This is a genomic window from Klebsiella sp. 1SOBk10mer, assembly GCF_046602535.1.
Lineage (GTDB): Bacteria > Pseudomonadota > Gammaproteobacteria > Enterobacterales > Enterobacteriaceae > Klebsiella > Klebsiella quasipneumoniae.
In genome coordinates this window covers 129,298-150,149 of record NZ_JBKIUP010000002.1, presented here as the reverse complement: position 1 = coordinate 150,149, position 20,852 = coordinate 129,298, and the positions used below count along the sequence as shown (strand labels likewise).

Sequence of the window (20,852 nt, the reverse complement as noted above, 5' to 3'; positions counted from 1 at the left end):
CCCGCTGGCTACCCTTTAGCGCAGAGCTGACGAAAGGAGAATGCCATGCGTCCGATCCCGCTGCTGTTGCTATTGAGCGCCCTGTCGCTGCCGGCCCTGAGCCAGGCCGCGGCGCGGGTGGAGGTATTGCAGAACCGGCTGGCCCATCCGTGGAGCCTGGCATTTCTCCCCGGCGACCAGGGCATGTTGATCACCCTGCGTGGCGGCGAGCTCAAGCGCTGGCAACCGGGTAAAGGCCTGTCGGCGCCGATAGCCGGCGTGCCGCAGGTGTGGGCCAACGGCCAGGGGGGCTTACTGGACGTGGCGCTGGCCCCGGATTTCGCGCAGTCGCGGCGGGTGTGGCTAAGCTATGCGGAAAGCGACGCCAGCGGCAAAGCGGGCACCGCGGTGGGCTACGGGCAGTTGAGCCAGGATGCCACCCAACTGACGAATTTCACCGTGGTGTTTCGCCAGCAGCCGAAACTCTCCGTCGGCAATCATTTTGGCGGCCGGCTGGTGTTTGACGGCAAAGGGCATCTCTTTATTGGCCTCGGGGAGAACAATCAGCGTCCCACCGCTCAGGATCTCGACAAGCTGCAGGGAAAAGTGGTCCGCCTGACGGAGAACGGGGGTGTGCCGCCGGATAATCCCTTTGTTGGCCGGGCCGACGTGAGGCCGGAGATCTGGGCCTACGGCATCCGCAACCCGCAGGGAATGGCGATAAATCCGTGGAGCGGGGCGCTGTGGCTGAACGAGCACGGCCCGCGCGGCGGGGATGAAATTAATATCCCGCAGGCGGGAAAAAACTACGGCTGGCCGCTGGCGACGCACGGCATTAACTACAGCGGCCTGCCCATTCCGGAGGCCAGGGGCAAAACGGTTCCGGGAACCGAGCCTCCCCTGTATGTCTGGCCGGTCTCGCCCGGGGTAAGCGGGATGGCCTTCTACGCGGCGCAGACCTTTCCCCAGTGGCAACATAAGCTGTTTATCGGCGCGCTGAAGGAGACGTCGCTGATTGTTCTGGCGGTGGACGGCAATCAGGTCCGCGAGGAGGGGCGCCTGCTGGAGGCGCGCGGGAAACGCATCCGCGACGTTCGCGTGGGACCCGACGGCTATCTGTATGTGTTAACCGACGAGTCTAACGGCGAGCTATTGCGGCTGAGTCCGGAGAAGTAGCGTCAGGTGACCGGGATCTGCACCACTTCGCGCCAGGCGGGACGCTGGCTAATCTGCTGATACCAGCGCTGCAGATGGGGCCGCGGTTGCCAGCTGTCGAGGATCGACAACAGGTTGTAGACGAAGGGGGCGACGGCAATATCGCCAAGGCCGAACTGCTCGCCAGAGAGCCACGGCATTTTGGCCAGTTCGTCATCCAGCATGGCGAATAGCGCTTCGCAGGCGCTGATCCCCGCGGCGATCGCCGCCGGGTCGCGTTGCTCCGGCGGCGTCCTCACCAGGCCCATTAACACCGGGCGATGAGCGGGAGAGAGGGTGCCGTTGGACCAGTCCATCCACTTTTCGCCTTGCGCGCGCTGCGCCGGCGCGGCCAGCCACAGACGGTCAACGCCATACTGGGCGGCAAGGTAGCGAATAATCGTATTTGATTCCCACAACACCACCCCGGTGGCATCGTCCTTTAACAGCGGCACCAGCCCGTTGGGGTTCATCGCCAGATATTCCGGGTCATGATTGAGACCAAACTCCAGCCCGGCGAGGATCTGCTCATACGGCAGATCCAGCTCCTCCAGCACCCAGCGCACTTTCTTCACGTTGGTCGAATTATTACGTCCCCACAGTGTAATCATTTTCGCTCCTGAGTTTGTTTCACTGCCGTTGCAGCGCGATCGGCGATCATGTTGGGATAAAGTTAATATTTAGGCAATCACGATCAAAAAAATTGTTCTGATTAAAGCACGGCGGCATGTTATTGCGTAAACTTTAAAAACTTTACCAACTCGCTGTTTCTTTAAGGTCATTTGTACGCTTTACTCACCGGTTGCTGCGGCGCGGTCAGAGTGGCGCGGCATATTTTGTTTGGAAAGGATACTTGGGTGGCTCTTATGATGCATGACGCTTTTTCCCTTCGCGGCCTCGCGGCAGGTTGCGCGCTGTTATTTCTTGTCGCACCTGCGGTGCAGGCTGCAGAACAACTCCCCGACGCCCCTTCGATTGACGCTCGCGCCTGGATCCTGATGGACTACGCCAGCGGGAAGGTGCTGAGCGAAGGCAATGCCGATGAAAAACTCGACCCGGCCAGTCTGACGAAGATCATGACCAGCTACGTGGTGGGGCAGGCGATAAAAGCGGGAAAAATTAAACTGACCGATATGGTGACCGTCGGGCGCGATGCCTGGGCGACCGGCAACCCGGCGCTGCGCGGCTCATCGGTGATGTTCCTCAAGCCCGGCATGCAGGTTTCCGTGGAAGATCTGAACAAAGGGGTCATCATTCAGTCCGGTAACGACGCCAGCATTGCCATTGCGGACTACGTGGCGGGCAGCCAGGACGCTTTCGTCAGCCTGATGAACGGCTACGCCAAAAAAATGGGGCTGACCAACACCACCTTTATGACCGTTCACGGCCTTGATGCGCCGGGGCAGTTCAGTACCGCTCGCGATATGGCGTTGTTGACCAAAGCGATGATCCACGATGTACCGGAAGAGTACGCGGTACATAAAGAGAAAGAGTTCACCTTTAATAAAATTCGTCAGCCAAACCGTAACCGTCTGCTGTGGAGCACCAACCTCAACGCCGATGGCGTGAAAACCGGGACCACCGCCGGGGCCGGCTATAACCTGGTTTCTTCGGCCACGCAGGGCGATATGCGTCTGATTGCCGTGGTGCTGGGGACCAAAACCGACCGCATTCGTTTTAACGAGTCAGAAAAACTGCTGACCTGGGGCTTCCGCTTCTATGAAACCGTGACGCCGATTAAACCGGATGCCACCTTCGTCACTCAGCGCGTGTGGTTTGGCGACAGCAGCGAAGCGAAACTGGGTGCTGGCGAAGCGGGCTCTATCACCCTGCCGAAGGGGCAGTTGAAAAACCTGAAAGCCAGCTACACCTTAAACCAGCCGCAGCTTACCGCGCCGCTGGAGAAGGGGCAGGTGGTCGGGACTATCGACTTTAAGCTGAATGATAAAACCATCGAGCAGCGCCCGCTGATCGTCATGGAGCCGGTGAAAGAGGGCGGTTTCTTCAGCCGGATGATCGACTTCGTACTGATGAAATTGCACGGCTGGTTCGGCAGCTGGTTCTCCTGATGTCATGACCGCGCCCGGCGGGGCGCGGTCCGTTCATGTTCAGTACAGCAGCGAAATCTGCTGCGCCTTCGCCAGCGCGACCAGCTCGTCATCCGGGCAGATATCGCTGGCGATCACATCAAACTTCGCTAACGCCCCCATGCGCGCCGGACGCACTTTGCCAAACTTGCTGTGGTCTACCACCAGCACGTGGTAGCGCGCGTGTCGCATCGCCCAGTGCTTGACCGGCAGTTCCTCCAGGTTATAGCAGGTTGCCCCTTGCTCGCAGTCAATGCCCGCCGCCGAGTAAAAGGCGATGTCAGGGCTCAGATGGCTGAGGGTATCCTCAAGGCTCAGCGGCATAAAAATCGCGTTGCTGGCATGAAATTCCCCACCGCACAGGACCGCGCGGCACTGGGGCTTTTCCTGCAGGGCCAGAAAGGTGTTCAGGGAGTAGCAGACGCCGGTGAAGGGCAGAGCGTCGTCAATGGCGTCGATGATCCACGGGGTGGTGGTCCCGCAGTCGAAGAAGGCCATCTGATGGGCCTCCAGCAGCGCGGCCGCATGGCGGGCGGCGCGGCGTTTTTCATCGACCAGCCGGGTTTTTTGGTCGCTGAGCAGGTAATGGGTGGCGCTGCGCGGCTCCAGCACAATGTATCCGCCGAGCAGCACGACCGGACCGCTGTGTCCGTTGAGGTCGCGACGAATGGTCATTTCCGACACCCCGAGCAGGGATGCCGCTTCTTTCAGATGCAGCTTATCGCTGCGCTTGAGTGCCTGAATGAGCTGACTGATGCGTTCGTCACGGCGAGTTTCCATATTCCCTCTGCGCTAAAATCGCCCTGCGGAGGCAGGGCGTTAGCGGGATTTTACCTGTCGCTTGCGGGTTAGTCACGCGGTCGCCACCGCGACGGTCGGCGTTTAGCCGCGCACCCAGCCTTTGCGGATCGGCAGGGAGAAGCAGAGGCGATAGAGGCGCTGCAGCTGACGGTACAGCGCCGAGCCGACAGTATGCCAGATTAGCGCCGCGCCAAGGCAGCCGCACATCCCGGCCAGCAGGCCGCCGACCATATCCAGCGGCCAGTGGACGCCGAGATAGACGCGGGACCACGCGATGGCGGCGGCAAGGGCCATCAGCAGGGCGCCGGACCAGACGCGGTGCCAGAACAGGAAGGCCAGGGCAAAGGTAAAGCTGACGGTGCCGTGGTCGCTGGGGAAGGAATCGTCCGCCGCGTGGTGCAGGAAGTTATAGCCCACGCCAGCGACAAACGGCCGATCGTGCGGATAGAGGTGGCCGATCGCCCATGAGACGGTCAGGCTGATGCTCAGCGCCAGCATCAGCTTAAACACCATCTGCCGCTGGGCAGGCCCCCACAGCCACAAGGTCACCACCAGCAGGGGCACGATCAGAATCAGATCTTTAGCGATGAAAATCGCCACCTCAATGGCCCACTGCGGCGAGGCCGGGGTCGCGTTGAGCAGGGCGAACAGCGCGTAGTTAATATTTTCCAGCATAGACTTCCAGGCTCGTTGGTCCGATAGCAAATAAGCCGCTTACCCTAAATAAAAGCGGTGCGGAGATAAAGCAGTATTGTCTTAAATATCAGGTTGTTAAGAAATGTCGCCTTCTGAGGTGCGGCGCTAACCCCCTGAAAAGCGTCAGTATATCCTTTGTCACATGGCTGAAACATAAACGGAATATATACGCAGAGTGAATTGCTAAGGCGAGCCCTGACGCTGGCGCGCAACTCGCAATATTGTGCGGTGTCACCCACAATTCACTATCTCCGCGCCGGGAGTTTCATTACACTTTGCGCGATTTTTGATAGATAAGAGATTTCATGCAAAATTATTCGCTTTCAGGTCGCCGCCTCGGAAGGCAGGCGCTGCTGTTCCCGCTATGTCTGGTGCTGTACGAGTTTTCCACCTATATCGGCAACGATATGATCCAGCCGGGTATGCTGGCCGTGGTTCAGGAGTTTCAGGTGGGCAACGAGTGGGTACCCACCTCGATGACCGCTTATCTGGCCGGCGGCATGTTTCTACAGTGGCTGCTGGGGCCGCTGTCGGACCGTATTGGCCGCCGTCCGGTGATGTTGACCGGGGTGGTGTGGTTTATCGTCACCTGCCTGGCGACGTTGCTGGCGCAGACCATTGAACAGTTCACCCTGCTGCGCTTCCTGCAGGGGATCAGCCTGTGTTTTATCGGCGCGGTCGGCTACGCGGCGATCCAGGAGTCCTTTGAGGAGGCGGTGTGTATTAAAATCACCGCCCTGATGGCCAACGTGGCGCTGATTGCCCCGCTGCTGGGGCCGCTGGTGGGCGCCGCCTGGGTGCATATCCTGCCGTGGGAGATGATGTTCGTGCTGTTCGCCGTGCTGGCGGCTATCTCGTTTGTCGGCCTGCAGCGGGCGATGCCGGAAACCGCGACGCGACTGGGTGAAAAGCTGTCGGTCAAAGAGCTGGGCCGCGACTATCGGCTGGTGCTAAAGAACCTGCGCTTCGTCGCCGGCGCGCTGGCTACCGGCTTTGTCAGCCTGCCGCTGCTGGCGTGGATCGCCCAGTCGCCGGTGATTATTATCAGCGGCGAACAGGCGACAAGCTATGAGTATGGCATGCTGCAGGTGCCGATTTTCGGCGCGCTGATTGCCGGCAACCTGGTGCTGGCGCGCCTGACTTCGCGCCGTACCGTGCGCTCGCTGATTATCATGGGCGGCTGGCCTATCGTGTTTGGCCTGCTCCTCTCCGCGGTGGCGACGGTGGTCTCTTCCCACGCCTATCTGTGGATGACCGCCGGTCTGAGCTTCTACGCCTTCGGGATTGGCCTGGCGAACGCCGGCCTGGTGCGCTTAACCCTGTTCGCCAGCGAGATGAGCAAAGGCACGGTTTCGGCGGCGATGGGGATGCTGCAGATGCTGATCTTCACCGTCGGCATCGAGCTCAGCAAACATGCTTACGAGCTCGGCGGCAACGGGCTGTTCAGCCTGTTTAACCTGTTGGGCGGGGTACTGTGGCTGGGGCTGATGATCTACTTCCTGAAAGATAAAAGCGTCGGCAATTCGCAGCAGGGATAACCGGTTGAAAACCCGGATGCGCTCGCATCCGGGTCTTATCAGGCGAATGGCGCTTCGCGATCCAATACCTTATCGATAATCTGCAGAACACCCTCTTCGTTATTGTGCGGCGCGTGATAGCGGGCGACGGCTTTGACGTCTTCCCGGGCGTTGGCCATGGCGAAGCCAAATCCGGCGTGCTGCAGCATTTCGATATCGTTGCCGCTGTCGCCGAACGCCACCACCTCGTGATCTTCAATACCCCAGCGCTGCTGCAAAATACGCAGGCCGTTGGCTTTGTGCACCCCCGGGATAATTAAGTCGATGCTACCGTAGCCGGTGGCTACCGCGGTCACCATGTCCCCCAGCGCCGCGTGCAGCTTCGGCTGAATTTCCGGGATCAGGCGGTCCGGCACGTTGAGACCAAATTTGAGGATGGTGTCATCGAGATGGTTAAAATCATCCACCAGTTCAAGGCGGTGATAATACTTCGCCGCCACCGTCTTCAGCGCGTCGTTGTAGCGGTTGAGGGTGTAGGCGCTGCGCTTCCCGCAGGCGATGATTTCGATATTCGGCAGCGTCTGCAGATGGTCGACCACGGCGTTGAAATGGTGAACCGGCAGCTGGCAGTTGAAGACGTCTTCATTGTCGCTCACCACCCAGCCGCCGTTTTCCGCCACGAAGGCGATTTGGTGGGCGATCTCCGGGAAGAAGGAGATCAACTGGTAGTACTGGTTGCCGCTGGCGACCACGAAGCGAATGTTTTGCTCGCGCATTCGCTGATACTGGGCGAGGAAGCGCGGCCGGTTGTAAGTTTTGGCATCGCTTAAAAAGGTGCCGTCCATATCCACCGCAATCAGTTTGATGCTCATTAGCTGTTCTCCATAACGGGTTCAGACTGTGGCTTAGCCACCGCGCGGGCGACCAGCGCCGCCACCATCACCAGGCCCAGCACCACCATCATGGCGCTGCGCAGGCCGAAATGCTCGCCGAGGAAGCCCAGCAGCGGCGGCCCGACGAGGAAAGCAAGATACCCGGTAATCGCCACCACGCTGACGCGCTTAGGGGCATCCGGACCGGTATCGCTGGCGGCGGAGATGGTCAACGGGAAGCCGAGCGAGGCGCCAATGCCCCACAGCAGCACCGAAATGCCCGCCACCCAGGGGTTGTCGACGAAGATAATCAGGCCAATGCCCAGAGCGCCCATCACCGCGCTGCCACGAACCACCGTCACCCGGCTGTAGCGATCGATAAACCAGCCGCCGGTAAAGCGGCCCAGCGTCATGCCGAGGGTGAAGCCGGCATAGATCAGCGAGCCGGAGGTGGGGCTAAAGCCGTGGCCGTCCACCATCAGCAGCGGCAGCCAGTCATTGGCTGAGCCTTCGGCGAAGGCCATCGCCAGGACGATGACCCCGATAAGCAGCAGCTGCGCATCGCGCCATACCGGCAGACCTTTCGCCTCGCCGTGGGCGGCTTCGGCGGCATTTTTACCGGTACCCTCCGGAATGGCGCGGATAGCAATGGCGATGGGCAGGATGGCTACCAGCGCGGCCGCCAGGATATGCGGGGCGGCGGGAAGGCCGAACCCGGTCACCGCCATGCCCACCCCGGCGCCGAACAAGGTGCCAAAGCTGTAGAAGCCGTGCATCATCGGCAGCACCGTTTTATTCATCTCCCGCTCAACCGCCGCGCCTTCGACGTTAATGGCGACCTCTGCCGAGCCAAAGCTGGCGCCAAAGATGGCCAGACCGAAGGCGAACAGCGGGGCGGAGGCAAGCCACAGCGCCAGGCTGAGCACCAGCATGCCGAGTACGGCGAAGGACATGGTGGTGCGGATGACCTTGCGGGTGCCGAAACGCTTCACCAGCCACGCCGAGCAGAGAATACCGCTCATCGACCCCACCGACAGGCCAAACAGCACGACGCCCATCTCTGCGGTAGAAAGCGCCAGCAGATCGCGGATCGCCGGCGTGCGGGTGGCCCAGGAGGCCATTAACAAGCCGGGGATGAAAAAGAACATAAACAGCGCCCACAGTCGAAGCTGGAGCGCTCTGCGCGAAGATTGCGTCGTCATCCGTAAACGCCTTAAAGGAGAAGAGTGAAGACAACAGTAGCAAGCATGTGTACATTTGTACATAAACCGGAAGAGGAAAATCATGGCCCGTAGACCGAACGATCCGCAGCGCCGCGAGCGCATCCTGCAGGCGACGCTGGACACCATCGCGGCGCACGGCGTCCATGCGGTGACGCACCGTAAAATCGCCACCTGCGCGAATGTGCCGCTGGGGTCGCTGACCTACTATTTCAGCGGCATCGAGGCGCTGATCGAGGAGGCGTTCAGCCTGTTTACCGCCGAGATGTCGGCGCAGTATCAGCAAAGCTTCGCCGGGGTAGCGAACCGGCAACAAGCCTGCGATGCCATCGCGGAGCTGATCTTCAGCGCCCAGGTGACCACGGCGCGCAATATGGAGCTAATGTACCAGCTGTACGCGTTCTGTAGCAGCCAGCCAGCGCTGAAGGCGGTGATGCAGAACTGGATGCGGCGCAGCCAGCAGACGCTGGAGCAGTGGTTTGCCCCTGACACCGCCCGCGGCCTCGACGCCTTTATTGAAGGGATGACCCTGCACTTTGTCACCGACCGCGCGCCGCTGTCGAAGGCGGCGATCCGCATGATGGTCGGGCAGCTGGCGGGGGAGAGGGCGCAGGAAGAGGGGAGCTGAGGCGGTGTTTCACCCGGAATGGCTAAACGCAGGCAACAAAAAACCCATCAACCTTGAACCGAAGTGGCGGGGTTGATGGGCTCCACAAAATGGGGACATCAAAGAAAAGCAGTGGCATTACTTATGACTGATGCCCTGAGAAAAAGTTCTGCCTGTGGCGGCTTTTTTCGCAAAAAATTTATTGTAGCCCCGGCCAGATGATCACGATGAGCGTCCCGGCGAGGGTGAGCAGCACGTTGGCGATGGCGTAGGTGCCCGCATAGCCGAGCGCCGGAATGTTGCTGCGCGCGGTATCGCTAATGATCTCCATCGCCGGGGCGCAGGTGCGCGCCCCCATCATGGCGCCGAACAGCATCGCCCGGTTCATGCGCAGCACATAGGCGCCAAACAGGAAGCAGATCACCACCGGCACCAGGCTGACGATAAGCCCTGCCGCCAGCATCTGGCCGCCGACGGCGCCCAGCCCGTTATTGATCCCGGCCCCGGCGCTGAGCCCGACCCCGGCCATAAACACCATCAGGCCAAACTCTTTCACCATGTTCAGCGCCCCCTGCGGGATATAGCCGAAGGTTGGGTGGTTGGCGCGCAGGAAGCCAAGCATGATGCCGGCGAACAGCAGGCCGGCGGCGTTGCCGATGCCGAAGCTGAAGGAGCTGAACTGGAAGGTGATCATGCCGATCATCAGGCCGACGATAAAGAAGGCGCAGAAGGCCAGCAGGTCGGTCACCTGGCTGTGAATGGAGATAAAGCCGATGCGATCGGCAACGGTCTTCACGCGGCGGGCGTCGCCGCTGACCTGCAGCACGTCGCCTTTGTTCAGCACCACGTTGTCGTCGATAGGCATCTCGATCTGGCTGCGAATAACCCGGTTTAAGAAGCAGCCGTGGTCGGTGAGCTTGAGCTGCGCCAGGCGGCGGCCGACGGCGTTGTGGTTTTTGACCACAATCTCTTCGGTGACGATGCGCATGTCGAGCAGATCGCGGTCGAACACCTCTTTACCGTTGCGGAAGCTCGGGTCGAGGCGAGCGTGCGCGTCCGGGTAGCCCACCAGCGCAATATCGTCGCCCATCTGCAGCACCGCGTCGCCGTCCGGGTTGGCCAGAATGCCGTTGCGGCGGATGCGTTCGATATAGCAGCCGGTCTGGCGATAAATGCCCAGCTCGCGCAGATTTTTGCCATCCGCCCACGCCACCAGCTCCGGGCCGACGCGATAGGCGCGGATCACCGGCAGGTAAACTTTACGTTTGGAATCGGTATCGAGGCCGCGCTCGCGGGCGATTTGCTGGGCGCTGGTCTGCAGATCCTGATGCTGCAGCTTGGGCATATAGCGGGCGCCGACGATGAGGCTCACCAGACCAACCAGGTAGGTCAGGGCATAGCCGAGGCTCAGATGGTCAAGCGACTGCGCCAGCTGATCGCTGGGCAGGCCGAAATGGCGCAGAGTGTCACCCGCGCCCACCAGCACCGGGGTGGAGGTCATCGCCCCCGCCAGCATACCGGCGGTGAGCCCGATATCCCAGCCGAACACTTTACCCAACACCATGGCGATCAGCATCGCGCTGCCGACCATCACCAGCGCCAGCATCAGATAGTTTTTCCCGTCACGGAAAAAAATCGAAAAAAAGTTAGGACCGGCTTCCACGCCGACGCAAAAAATAAACAGCATAAAGCCGAGATTAAGGGCATCGGTGTTAATCGCGAAATGCTGCTGACCTAATAATAGAGAAACGACTAAAACGCCAATGGAATTACCAAGTAGTACTGAGCCGAGACGCAGTTTTCCCAGGCATAGTCCTAATGCAAGTACAACGAATAATAACAGGATGTAATTCCCGTTTAACAAATCTGCGACGTTTATATTCACGAAAGCCAACTTCTCGTTTACTAGTAAGTTGTTGAAGGAAATGGTTATTTGGTCTAAGGTTGCTCAGGCGTTCGCGTTGTCGCGAACCTATTCTGGCACCCTGTTATAACCAGCAAAAATATACCCGCTAGTTTAATCCTTCCTGGATGCGGCGGCTAGTGACAATCGTTTTCAGGCTGGCAGGGGAGTTATTGGCATGGATTGCCGAAATGCTTTATCTGACTGGGCGACGTGGACGTGAGTTAGAGGCAACATCAGGAGGATACGGTGAAATCTGAGCGTAGTTGGGCCGGCATTATCTGTGGCTTCGTTCTGTTCATTGTGGTGTGCTTATCGTTGTTGTTACATATGAAAGGGGCCTTTCGCGCCAGCGGCAACCCGGAGCTGGGCCTGCTCTTCTTTTTGCTGCCAGGAGCGGCGGCGAGCTGTCTCTCTCCCGGTCGTCGGGTGCTGCGTCCTTTGCTCGGCGCGATGCTGGCGGCGCCGGTCTGTATGGTGACGATGCGGCTGTTTTTCGTCACGCACCGGACGTTCTGGCAGGAGATGGCGTGGGTACTGAGCGCGGTGTTCTGGTGTGCGCTGGGGGCGTTGTGCTTTTTGTTTATCTGCGCCTGGCTTGATACCTGGCGCAGTCATTCATCGAGCAAATAAATTTACTCAGGCAAACAGGCCAAGGTTCTCTTTCGCCCAGGCTTCGAAATCGGTGCAACCGCCGATGTGTTTCTGGTCGACGAAAATCTGCGGTACGGTTTCAACCGGTTTGCCGACGGTTTTTTCCAGGTCAGCTTTGCTGATGCCTTCGGCGTGAATATCCACGTAACGGTAGTTAAAATCATCACGCTCGTTGGTCAGTTTTTCGGCCAGCTCTTTGGCGCGAACACAGTAAGGGCAGCCTGGACGACCAAAAATAACGGTAAACATTGCTTCTCTCCTTAAACCTCAGCCGGATGGCGAATGGCGCTTATGATGCCTGCATTGGTCGGTGAGGGAAAGCAGGTTCTGCCTTTTGCTTCGATGGTTTACGGCTATGTTTGATAAATGTCGTACTATCAAAACCCGTATACTGACCCGGCGGCGCGGCGGCATTGGCTGGCGCGTTGCGTTTATCAACCGGAGAGGCGTGATGCGAAAATTTGCCCCGTTGCCGAAAAGCATTCTGCTGGTTGAGATCCTCGGGATGGGGCTGTTAACCCTTGCCTGGCTCTCACTTAACCAGTATGTCCAGCTGCCTGCGCCCATTGCCAGCCCGACCGCGGCGCTGGTGATGCTCTTTGCCGGGATCGTGCTGATGATCCCTGCCGCCATCGTCGTGATGTGGCGGATGGCGCAGATCGTGGCCCCGCAGTTAACCCACTCTCCTGAGCCTGAATCCTTGTCTGACAGAGAAAAACGAAATGACGCCGACCATTGAGCTGCTGCGCAGCCACCGCTCTATCCGCCACTTCACCGATGCGCCCGTGAGCGACGAACAGCGCGCGGCGATTATCGCCAGCGCGCAAGCGGCATCTACCTCGAGTTTTTTACAGTGCACCTCCATCATTCGTATTACTGACCCGGCCCTGCGTGAACGTCTGGTCCCGCTGACCGGCGGCCAGCAGCATGTCGCCCAGGCAGCGGAGTTTTGGGTCTTCTGCGCCGACTTTAATCGCCACCTGCAGATCTGCCCGCAGGCGGAGCTGGGGCTGGCGGAACAGCTGCTGATCGGCGTTGTCGATACGGCGCTGCTGGCGCAGAACGCGCTGACCGCCGCCGAGTCCCTCGGGCTGGGCGGCGTCTATATCGGCGGGTTGCGCAACAGCATCGAGGCAGTGACCGAGCTGCTGGAGCTGCCAAAGCACGTCCTGCCGCTGTTCGGCCTTTGCCTTGGCTGGCCGGCGGATAACCCGGACATCAAGCCGCGGATGCCGGCCGCCATGCTGGTGCATGAGAACCGCTATCAGCCGCTGGATAACGCGCTGTTGGCGGAGTATGACGACCAGTTGGCGCACTATTATCTGTCGCGCGGCAGCAACGCCCGCCGCGATACCTGGAGCGATCATATCCGTCGCACTATCGTGAAAGAGAGTCGTCCGTTTATTCTCGACTATCTGCATAAGCAGGGGTGGGCAACGCGCTGATTACGTGTACACTGCTGCTCCGGCCAGGCGGTATCCACCGCTGGCGGCAGGAAAGGTGAAAATGTGTTCGATAGCTGAGGCCCGCCAGAGCGGGTCTTTTTGCAGAGGTGCAGGATGAAAATTGCCATATTATCCCGGGATGGAACGCTTTATTCATGTCGACGCCTGCGCGAAGCGGCGCAACAGCGCGGGCATCAGGTCGAGATCCTCGATCCGCTTTCCTGTTATATGAACGTCAGTCCGGTGGCCTCGTCGATCCACTACAAAGGTCGCCAGCTGCCGCACTTTGATGCGGTGATCCCGCGCATTGGCTCAGCGATCACTTACTATGGCACCGCGGCCCTGCGACAGTTTGAGCTCCTGGGAAGCTATCCGCTGAACGAATCGGTCGCTATTACCCGCGCTCGCGATAAGCTTCGCTCGCTGCAGCTGCTGGCGCGCCAGGGCATCGATCTGCCGCTGACCGGCATCGCTCACTCCCCCGATGACACCAGCGATCTGATCGCCATGGTCGGCGGCGCGCCGCTGGTGGTGAAGCTGGTGGAGGGCACCCAGGGGATCGGCGTGGTGCTGGCGGAGACCCGTCAGGCGGCGGAGAGCGTGATAGACGCCTTTCGCGGGCTGAACGCCCACATCCTGGTGCAGGAGTACATTGCCGAGGCAAAAGGCTGCGATATTCGCTGCCTGGTGGTCGGCAATGAGGTGGTGGCGGCGATCGAACGGCGGGCGAAAGAGGGCGATTTTCGCTCTAACCTGCACCGCGGCGGCATGGCCTCAGTGGCGCAGATTAGCGACGAGGAGCGGGCCATCGCCATCAAGGCGACGCAAACCCTGGGGCTGGACGTCGCCGGTGTCGATATTTTACGCGCCACCCGCGGGCCGCTGGTGATGGAGGTAAATGCCTCGCCCGGGCTGGAAGGGGTGGAAACCACCTCCGGTGTGGACATCGCCAGCAGGATGATCGCCTGGATCGAGCGCCAGGCGACACCGGAATTCTGTTTGAAAATAGGCGGCTAACCGCCGGATGCAAGACTGTCATGGTATGCGGCGCTTTTTTTGCGTAAGCTATGGCGTCGTTTTTCCACTGTAAGAGGTCACAGGCACTATGGATTCACTGGTCGTTCCGGGTCTGGATACGCTACGTCGCTGGCTGGATGAGATCGGCATCAGCTTTTTTGAGTGCGATTCCTGCCAGGCATTGCACCTGCCGCATATGCAGAATTTCGACGGTATTTTTGATGCCAAAATTGACCTGGTGGACAACGTGGTGCTCTTTTCCGCCCTGGCGGAGGTGAAGCCGACTGCTCTGTTGGCGCTGTCAGCGGATCTCTCGGCCATCAACGCCAGCTCGTTAACCGTGAAGGCGTTTATCGACATTCAGGACGATAATTTGCCCAAGCTGGTGGTCTGCCAGTCGCTGTCTATCGGTCCTGGGGTGACCATGGAGCAGTTCGCCTGGTTCTTCCGCCAAAGCGAGGAGCAGATCTCGATGGTGATCCTCGAAGCCGGCGCCAATCAGCTGTTGTACAAAGGCGAAGAAGAAGAGCCGGCCGCGGAAAACGTGCAATACCATTTTCTTCACTAAACCTGCCTAAAATTAGCGCAGCCACTACCGCAGCGGCTGCGTATTACCCGCTTTTATTCTGTATTTAACCTTCCTTTAAAGCATTATTCACCGCCATTCAGGCCGTTTTGGCTTATCACGTAGACCGTTACTGCATAAAAATTTGATAAAAGGCGTTTTTTTACCTGGGCTATAGCCTCTTATTCTGGCTACAGTTATTCTGGCGATGCTTCCAGTTGCGAGCAACCACTCCGGGAGAGATCCGCTCTCCTTTTCTCAGGCAATGAAAAAATATGCATGATTTTTGCATGCGTAGAAATGCGTATATTTGAGCCCGTAAGTTAACGGGCGTTGAGAAGGAAAAGAGATATGACCGCCTTTGGTAAAAAATGGTTAACAGGTCTGGTTACGGGTGCGCTGATGGCCGTCTCTGCCGGTTCGCTCGCCGCCGAACAAAAAACCCTGCATGTCTATAACTGGTCTGATTATATTGCGCCGGACACCGTGGCCAATTTCGAAAAAGAGACCGGGATTAAAGTCGTGTATGACGTTTTTGATTCCAATGAAGTGCTGGAAGGCAAATTAATGGCCGGCAGCACCGGTTTCGATCTGGTGGTGCCGTCGGCAAGCTTCCTTGAGCGCCAGCTGGCGGCGGGGGTGTTCCAGCCGCTGGATAAGAGCAAGCTGCCGAACTGGAAGAACCTTGATCCCGAAGTGCTGAAGCTGGTCGCCAAGCATGACCCGGATAATAAATACGCTATGCCTTACCTGTGGGCGACGACGGGCATTGGCTATAACGTGGATAAAGTGAAAGCCGTCCTCGGCAAAGATGCGCCGGTGGACAGCTGGGATCTGGTGCTGAAGCCGGAGAACCTTGAAAAACTGAAAAGCTGTGGCGTCTCCTTCCTCGACGCGCCGGAAGAGATTTTCGCCACTGTGCTGAACTACCTTGGCAAGGATCCGAACAGCAGCAAAGCGAATGATTACACCGGTCCGGCTACCGATCTGCTGCTGAAGCTGCGGCCGAACATCCGCTACTTCCACTCTTCGCAATATATTAACGACCTCGCCAATGGCGACATCTGCGTGGCGATCGGCTGGGCAGGGGACGTCTGGCAGGCGGCAAACCGTGCGAAAGAGGCCAAGAACGGCGTCAACGTCTCTTACTTTATTCCGAAAGAGGGCGCGCTGGCGTTCTTTGACGTCTTTGCCATGCCGGCCGACGCCAAAAATAAAGATGAGGCCTATCAGTTCCTTAACTATCTGATGCGCCCGGATGTGATCGCCAAAATCAGCGACCAGGTGTTCTACGCCAACGGCAACAAGGCTTCCACGCCGCTGGTCAGCGAGACTATCCGTAACAACCCGGCGATTTATCCGCCAGCGGATGTGTTCGCCAAACTGTTCACGCTGAAGGTGCAGGATCCGAAGATCGACCGCGTGCGTACTCGCGCGTGGACCAAAGTGAAGAGCGGTAAATAAACTCTGACGGCCCGGTAAGCGGGCCGAATCAGAACGGCACTCGCCGGGAAATGGCAGCGCGCCCGGCGAGCAGAAGCACCAGGATGGTGCACATGCACTGTTAAGCACGAAGTATGGCACCGGACCATATGGTGATCGTTTTTTTGCCGGAGAGCACCCGATTGAACGACGTAACGCCCCGCCCACAGGCGAAAGCCCCCAAAGCGCTGACCCCGCTGCTGGAAATCCGTAACTTAACCAAGTCGTTTGACGGCCAGCATGCTGTCGACGATGTCAGTCTCACTATTTACAAAGGCGAAATTTTTGCTCTGCTGGGCGCATCAGGTTGCGGGAAATCGACCCTGCTGCGCATGCTGGCGGGCTTTGAGCAACCGACCGCCGGACAGATTATGCTCGACGGCGTGGATCTGGCGCGCGTGCCGCCCTATCAGCGGCCTATCAATATGATGTTCCAGTCCTACGCCCTGTTTCCCCATATGACCGTTGAGCAGAATATCGCCTTCGGCCTGAAACAGGATCGCCTGCCGAAGGCGGAAATCACCGCCCGGGTGCAGGAGATGCTGGCTCTGGTGCACATGCAGGAGTTCGCTAAACGTAAGCCGCACCAGCTCTCTGGCGGCCAGCGCCAGCGTGTCGCGCTGGCGCGCAGTCTGGCGAAACGACCTAAGCTGCTGCTGCTCGACGAACCGATGGGGGCGCTGGATAAAAAGCTGCGCGATCGCATGCAGCTGGAGGTGGTGGATATTCTTGAGCGCGTTGGCGTGACCTGCGTGATGGTGACCCATGATCAGGAAGAGGCCATGACCATGGCGGGCCGTATCGCCATCATGAACCGCGGCAAGTTTGTGCAGATTGGCGAACCGGAAGAGATTTACGAACACCCGACCACCCGCTACAGCGCCGAGTTCATCGGCTCGGTGAACGTCTTTGAAGGACTGGTGAAAGAGCGCCTCGAAGATGGCCTGGTGCTGAGCTCGCCGGGCCTGATGCATCCGCTGAAGGTTGACCCCGACGCCTCGGTGGTGGACAACGTGCCGGTATGGGTGGCGCTGCGTCCGGAGAAGATCATGCTGTGCGATGAGCCGCCGGCGGATGGTTACAATTTTGCCGTCGGCGAGGTGATTCATATCGCCTATCTGGGGGATCTCTCTATCTATCATGTGCGCCTGCAAAGCGGGCAGATGATCAGCGCCCAGCTGCAGAATGAGCACCGCCATCGGAAAGGGACGCCCACCTGGGGTGACGAGGTGCGTTTATGCTGGGATGCGGACAGCTGCGTTGTACTGACGGTGTAAGGAGAGGGCGATGAGTACCGTTGAATCCCCGTCAGGGGCGAAAAAACCGGGCGGCTTCGCGCTGTGGGTGGCGCGCCTGCAGATGGCGCATGGCCGCAAGCTGGTGATCGCGCTGCCCTATCTGTGGCTGATCCTGCTGTTTATGCTGCCGTTCCTGATCGTGTTCAAGATAAGTCTTGCCGAGATGGCGCGGGCGATCCCTCCCTACACCGATCTGATGGAGTGGGCGGATGGCCAGCTGACGCTGACCCTTAACTTTGCCAACTTCCTGCAGCTGACCGACGATCCGCTCTATTTCGAGGCTTATCTGCAGTCGCTGCAGGTGGCGGGCATCTCGACGCTCTGCTGCCTGCTGCTGGGCTATCCGCTGGCATGGGCGGTAGCGCACAGCAAGCCATCGACGCGCAATATTCTGCTGCTGCTGGTGATCCTTCCGTCGTGGACGTCGTTTTTGATCCGTGTCTATGCCTGGATGGGACTGTTGAAGAGCAACGGGGTGTTGAATAACTTCCTGCTGTGGCTAGGGGTTATCGATCAGCCGCTGGAGATCCTGCACACCAACCTGGCGGTTTATATCGGTATCGTCTACGCCTATCTGCCGTTTATGGTGCTGCCTATCTACACCGCGCTGACCCGCATCGACTATTCGCTGGTGGAGGCCTCGCTGGACCTCGGCGCCCGGCCCCTGAAGACCTTCTTTCAGGTGATCGTTCCGCTCACCAAAGGGGGGATTATCGCTGGCTCCATGCTGGTGTTTATCCCGGCGGTGGGGGAGTTCGTGATCCCGGAGCTGCTGGGCGGGCCGGACAGCATTATGATTGGCCGCGTGCTGTGGCAGGAGTTCTTTAACAACCGCGACTGGCCGGTCGCCTCGGCGGTGGCGATTGTTATGCTGCTGTTGCTGATTGTGCCGATCATGTGGTTCCACAAGCACCAGCAAAAACAGATGGGGGAGCAGGGATGAACGACTTGCCTGTAGTACGCTCGCCGTGGCGCATTCTGATCCTCGTGCTCGGATTCACCTTCCTTTATGCCCCGATGCTGATGCTGGTGATCTACTCGTTCAACAGCTCGAAGCTGGTGACGGTCTGGGCCGGGTGGTCGACGCGCTGGTATAGCGAACTGTTCCACGATGACGCGATGATGAGCGCGGTGGGGCTGAGCCTGACTATCGCCGCCTGCGCGGCGACGGCGGCGGCGATCCTGGGCACCATCGCCGCGGTGGTGATGGTGCGCTTTGGGCGTTTTCGCGGCTCCAACGGCTTCGCGTTTATGATCACCGCGCCGCTGGTCATGCCGGACGTGATCACCGGGCTCTCGTTGCTGCTGCTGTTCGTGGCTCTGGGTCACGCCATCGGCTGGCCGTCTGATCGCGGGATGTTGACCATCTGGCTGGCGCACGTCACCTTCTGTACCGCCTACGTGGCGGTGGTGATCTCCTCGCGCCTGCGCGAGCTGGACCACTCGATCGAAGAGGCGGCGATGGATCTGGGCGCCGCGCCGCTGAAGGTCTTCTTCGTCATCACGCTGCCGATGATTATGCCGGCGGTGATCTCCGGCTGGCTGCTGGCCTTCACGCTGTCGCTGGATGACCTGGTGATCGCCAGCTTTGTCTCCGGTCCCGGGGCCACGACCTTGCCGATGCTGGTCTTCTCCAGCGTGCGCATGGGGGTCAACCCGGAGATCAACGCCCTGGCGACGCTCATCCTCGGCGTGGTTGGTATTGTTGGTTTTATCGCCTGGTATTTGATGGCCCGCGCAGAAAAGCAGCGAGTGCGCGATATCCAGCGTGCAAGACAAGGCTGAACCACCTAAAATCGGTACAGCAGCCTCCGGTCGGCGCCACCCTGTGGCGCCGTTTTCATGGAAGACATTACGTTGGGATTGTTTACGAAAACTCGCTCATCGCATGCCCGCCTTAACGTCCCTGCGCTGGTGCAGGTGGCGGCCTTTGCGATTATTTTGATTCGCGGTTTGGATCTGCTGATGATCCTCAATCTGTTGGGCCTGCAGGGGCTGAACGAATTCATACACCGTAGCGTCCAGACCTGGAACCTGACGCTGGTCTTCCTCGGCAGCCTGGCGCTGGTGTTTATCGAAATCTGGTGCGCCTTCTCGCTGGTGAAAGGGCGCAACTGGGCGCGCTGGGTCTATCTGCTGACGCAGATGATAGCCGCCGGCTACCTGTGGGCGGCGTCGCTGGGCTACGGGTATCCGGAGTTGTTCAGCATTCCCGGCGAATCCAAACGGGAGATCTTCCACTCGCTGGTGATGCAAAAACTGCCGGATCTGCTGGTCCTGACGCTGCTGTTTGTGCCTGCGAACTGCCGCCGGTTTTTCCGCCTGCAATAACGGTGATACAATCCCCGCCCCTGGAATTTTGAAGGTCAATTATGCATTGCGCACTCTACGACGCCGGCCGCTGCCGCTCCTGTCAATGGCTGGAACGGTCGGTTCCGCAACAGCTCGCCGATAAAATGGCCGACCTGCGCACGCTGCTGGCGGCGATCCCTGTCGCCGACTGGGGCGAGCCGGTCAGCGGGCCGGAGGCGGCATTCCGTAACAAGGCCAAAATGGTGGTCAGCGGCAGCGTTGAGCGTCCGCTGCTGGGGATGCTGCACCGCGACGGCACCCCGGTGGATCTCACCGACTGCCCGCTCTATCCCGCCGAGTTTGCGCCGGTATTTGCCGTCCTGAAGCCCTTTATCGCCCGCGCCGGGTTAACCCCCTACAACGTCGCGCGCAAGCGCGGGGAGCTGAAATATCTGCTGCTAACCGCCAGCCAGCAAGGGGAGATGATGCTGCGCTTCGTGCTGCGCTCAGAGGCCAAGTTGGCCCAGCTGCGCGCCGCGCTGCCCTGGTTACAGGCACAGTTGCCGCAGCTTAAGGTGATCACGGCGAATATCCAGCCAGTGCATATGGCTATTATGGAAGGCGAGCAGGAGATCTTCTTCACTGAACAGCAGGCGCTGGGGGAGGTCTTTAATGAGGTGCCGCTGTGGATCCGTCCGCAAAGCTTCTTTCAAACTAACCCGACGGTAGCCAGCCGGCTGTACGCCACCGCCCGCGACTGGGTGCGCGCGCTGCCGGTCCAGCATATGTGGGATCTGTTTTGCGGCGTCGGGGGTTTTGGCCTGCACTGCGCGACGCCGGCGATGCGCCTGACCGGTATAGAGATTGCCCCGGAGGCGATCGCCTGCGCCAGGCAGTCTGCCGCGCAGCTGGGGCTCAGCAATCTGCATTTTCAGGCGCTGGACTCCACGCAGTTCGCCACGCATGAAGCGGATATCCCGCAGCTGGTGCTGGTCAACCCGCCGCGTCGCGGCATTGGCGCCGAACTGTGCGACTATTTAAGCCGCATGGCGCCGCCCTATATTATCTATTCCAGCTGTAACGCCCGCACCATGGCGACCGACATTGCTCTTCTTAGCGGCTATCGCGTCGAGCGGGTCCAGCTATTTGATATGTTCCCCCACACCGCCCACTACGAAGTGCTGACCCTGCTGGTCCGCGAAGTTTAAACAAAATGTGAAGGC

General features: G+C 59.4%; 22 protein-coding genes. 15 read left to right on the top strand and 7 right to left on the bottom strand.

The features are described from left to right. Window positions 1–45 precede the first annotated feature (45 nt). Entirely contained in the window at window positions 46–1,155 is a 1,110-nt protein-coding gene (locus ACLH1I_RS06465; protein WP_004201287.1) for a PQQ-dependent sugar dehydrogenase, read from the top strand. A gap of 2 nt (window positions 1,156–1,157) precedes the next feature. Here the strand turns inward: ACLH1I_RS06465 and ACLH1I_RS06460 are convergent, their stop codons facing one another. Next, window positions 1,158–1,784, bottom strand: coding sequence for a glutathione S-transferase family protein (locus ACLH1I_RS06460; protein WP_017900142.1), 627 nt, complete (start codon window positions 1,782–1,784; stop codon window positions 1,158–1,160). 255 nt (window positions 1,785–2,039) lie between these two features. Here ACLH1I_RS06460 and dacC point away from each other — a divergent pair, with 255 nt between their 5' ends. Then, complete coding sequence (dacC, locus tag ACLH1I_RS06455) at window positions 2,040–3,242, top strand: serine-type D-Ala-D-Ala carboxypeptidase (protein WP_004201290.1); 1,203 nt, start codon at window positions 2,040–2,042, stop codon at window positions 3,240–3,242. Between the two features lie 39 nt (window positions 3,243–3,281). On the opposite strand, the gene deoR is transcribed toward dacC, so the two are convergent. Continuing rightward, window positions 3,282–4,040 (bottom strand): DNA-binding transcriptional repressor DeoR, encoded by a 759-nt coding sequence (gene deoR, locus ACLH1I_RS06450; protein WP_048294430.1) that lies wholly within the window; start codon window positions 4,038–4,040, stop codon window positions 3,282–3,284. Window positions 4,041–4,142: 102 nt separating this feature from the next. Then, window positions 4,143–4,736 (bottom strand): undecaprenyl-diphosphate phosphatase, encoded by a 594-nt coding sequence (gene ybjG, locus ACLH1I_RS06445; protein WP_004201292.1) that lies wholly within the window; start codon window positions 4,734–4,736, stop codon window positions 4,143–4,145. A 326-nt stretch (window positions 4,737–5,062) separates the two neighbouring features. Between ybjG and kdeA the strand changes: the two genes are divergently transcribed. Further along, the gene (kdeA, locus tag ACLH1I_RS06440) at window positions 5,063–6,295 is read left to right on the top strand and encodes a multidrug efflux MFS transporter KdeA (protein WP_043522168.1); all 1,233 of its coding nucleotides are present in this window, start codon (window positions 5,063–5,065) and stop codon (window positions 6,293–6,295) included. Between the two features lie 38 nt (window positions 6,296–6,333). On the opposite strand, the gene ACLH1I_RS06435 is transcribed toward kdeA, so the two are convergent. After that, window positions 6,334–7,146, bottom strand: a complete 813-nt coding sequence (locus tag ACLH1I_RS06435) for a Cof-type HAD-IIB family hydrolase (RefSeq protein WP_017900140.1) — start codon at window positions 7,144–7,146, stop codon at window positions 6,334–6,336. Further along, window positions 7,146–8,348 (bottom strand): MFS transporter, encoded by a 1,203-nt coding sequence (locus tag ACLH1I_RS06430; RefSeq protein WP_017900139.1) that lies wholly within the window; start codon window positions 8,346–8,348, stop codon window positions 7,146–7,148. Before ACLH1I_RS06430 ends, ACLH1I_RS06435 begins: the two co-directional genes overlap by 1 nt. Window positions 8,349–8,430: 82 nt before the next feature. Here ACLH1I_RS06430 and ACLH1I_RS06425 point away from each other — a divergent pair, with 82 nt between their 5' ends. Next, the gene (locus ACLH1I_RS06425; RefSeq protein ID WP_004201296.1) at window positions 8,431–8,994 is read left to right on the top strand and encodes a TetR/AcrR family transcriptional regulator; all 564 of its coding nucleotides are present in this window, start codon (window positions 8,431–8,433) and stop codon (window positions 8,992–8,994) included. Between the two features lie 178 nt (window positions 8,995–9,172). On the opposite strand, the gene ACLH1I_RS06420 is transcribed toward ACLH1I_RS06425, so the two are convergent. After that, window positions 9,173–10,858 (bottom strand): aspartate:alanine antiporter, encoded by a 1,686-nt coding sequence (locus tag ACLH1I_RS06420; RefSeq protein WP_198079572.1) that lies wholly within the window; start codon window positions 10,856–10,858, stop codon window positions 9,173–9,175. A 267-nt stretch (window positions 10,859–11,125) separates the two neighbouring features. Here ACLH1I_RS06420 and ybjM point away from each other — a divergent pair, with 267 nt between their 5' ends. Further along, window positions 11,126–11,509 carry an inner membrane protein YbjM gene (ybjM, locus tag ACLH1I_RS06415; RefSeq protein WP_004201325.1) on the top strand — a complete coding sequence of 128 codons (384 nt, stop codon included), beginning with the start codon at window positions 11,126–11,128 and terminating at the stop codon, window positions 11,507–11,509. Between the two features lie 6 nt (window positions 11,510–11,515). Here ybjM and ACLH1I_RS06410 read toward each other — a convergent pair whose 3' ends face one another. Further along, window positions 11,516–11,779 carry a GrxA family glutaredoxin gene (locus tag ACLH1I_RS06410; protein WP_002896352.1) on the bottom strand — a complete coding sequence of 88 codons (264 nt, stop codon included), beginning with the start codon at window positions 11,777–11,779 and terminating at the stop codon, window positions 11,516–11,518. A gap of 202 nt (window positions 11,780–11,981) precedes the next feature. Here ACLH1I_RS06410 and ACLH1I_RS06405 point away from each other — a divergent pair, with 202 nt between their 5' ends. The 10 genes from ACLH1I_RS06405 (at window position 11,982) to rlmC (ending at window position 20,837) form a co-directional block, all read left to right on the top strand. Next, on the top strand, window positions 11,982–12,269 hold the full coding sequence (locus ACLH1I_RS06405; protein ID WP_004201326.1) for a YbjC family protein: 288 nt from the start codon (window positions 11,982–11,984) through the stop codon (window positions 12,267–12,269). Next, window positions 12,253–12,975 carry a nitroreductase NfsA gene (gene nfsA, locus ACLH1I_RS06400; RefSeq protein WP_004201327.1) on the top strand — a complete coding sequence of 241 codons (723 nt, stop codon included), beginning with the start codon at window positions 12,253–12,255 and terminating at the stop codon, window positions 12,973–12,975. Before ACLH1I_RS06405 ends, nfsA begins: the two co-directional genes overlap by 17 nt. A gap of 114 nt (window positions 12,976–13,089) precedes the next feature. After that, the gene (gene rimK / locus ACLH1I_RS06395; RefSeq protein ID WP_004201328.1) at window positions 13,090–13,992 is read left to right on the top strand and encodes a 30S ribosomal protein S6--L-glutamate ligase; all 903 of its coding nucleotides are present in this window, start codon (window positions 13,090–13,092) and stop codon (window positions 13,990–13,992) included. An 88-nt stretch (window positions 13,993–14,080) separates the two neighbouring features. Next, entirely contained in the window at window positions 14,081–14,560 is a 480-nt protein-coding gene (locus ACLH1I_RS06390) for a YbjN domain-containing protein (protein WP_017899416.1), read from the top strand. Window positions 14,561–14,908: 348 nt separating this feature from the next. Further along, window positions 14,909–16,021, top strand: coding sequence for a spermidine/putrescine ABC transporter substrate-binding protein PotF (potF, locus tag ACLH1I_RS06385; RefSeq protein WP_004201329.1), 1,113 nt, complete (start codon window positions 14,909–14,911; stop codon window positions 16,019–16,021). Window positions 16,022–16,182: 161 nt separating this feature from the next. Further along, a complete protein-coding gene (potG, locus tag ACLH1I_RS06380) occupies window positions 16,183–17,316 on the top strand; it encodes a putrescine ABC transporter ATP-binding subunit PotG (protein ID WP_048326271.1) in 1,134 nt (377 codons plus the stop codon). A gap of 10 nt (window positions 17,317–17,326) precedes the next feature. After that, on the top strand, window positions 17,327–18,280 hold the full coding sequence (gene potH, locus ACLH1I_RS06375) for a putrescine ABC transporter permease PotH (RefSeq protein WP_017899417.1): 954 nt from the start codon (window positions 17,327–17,329) through the stop codon (window positions 18,278–18,280). Further along, window positions 18,277–19,122, top strand: a complete 846-nt coding sequence (gene potI / locus ACLH1I_RS06370) for a putrescine ABC transporter permease PotI (protein WP_002896372.1) — start codon at window positions 18,277–18,279, stop codon at window positions 19,120–19,122. Before potH ends, potI begins: the two co-directional genes overlap by 4 nt. 57 nt (window positions 19,123–19,179) lie before the next feature. Continuing rightward, window positions 19,180–19,668 (top strand): YbjO family protein, encoded by a 489-nt coding sequence (locus ACLH1I_RS06365; RefSeq protein WP_004201332.1) that lies wholly within the window; start codon window positions 19,180–19,182, stop codon window positions 19,666–19,668. A 41-nt stretch (window positions 19,669–19,709) separates the two neighbouring features. Further along, entirely contained in the window at window positions 19,710–20,837 is a 1,128-nt protein-coding gene (rlmC, locus tag ACLH1I_RS06360) for a 23S rRNA (uracil(747)-C(5))-methyltransferase RlmC (RefSeq protein WP_017899418.1), read from the top strand. Window positions 20,838–20,852 lie beyond the last annotated feature (15 nt).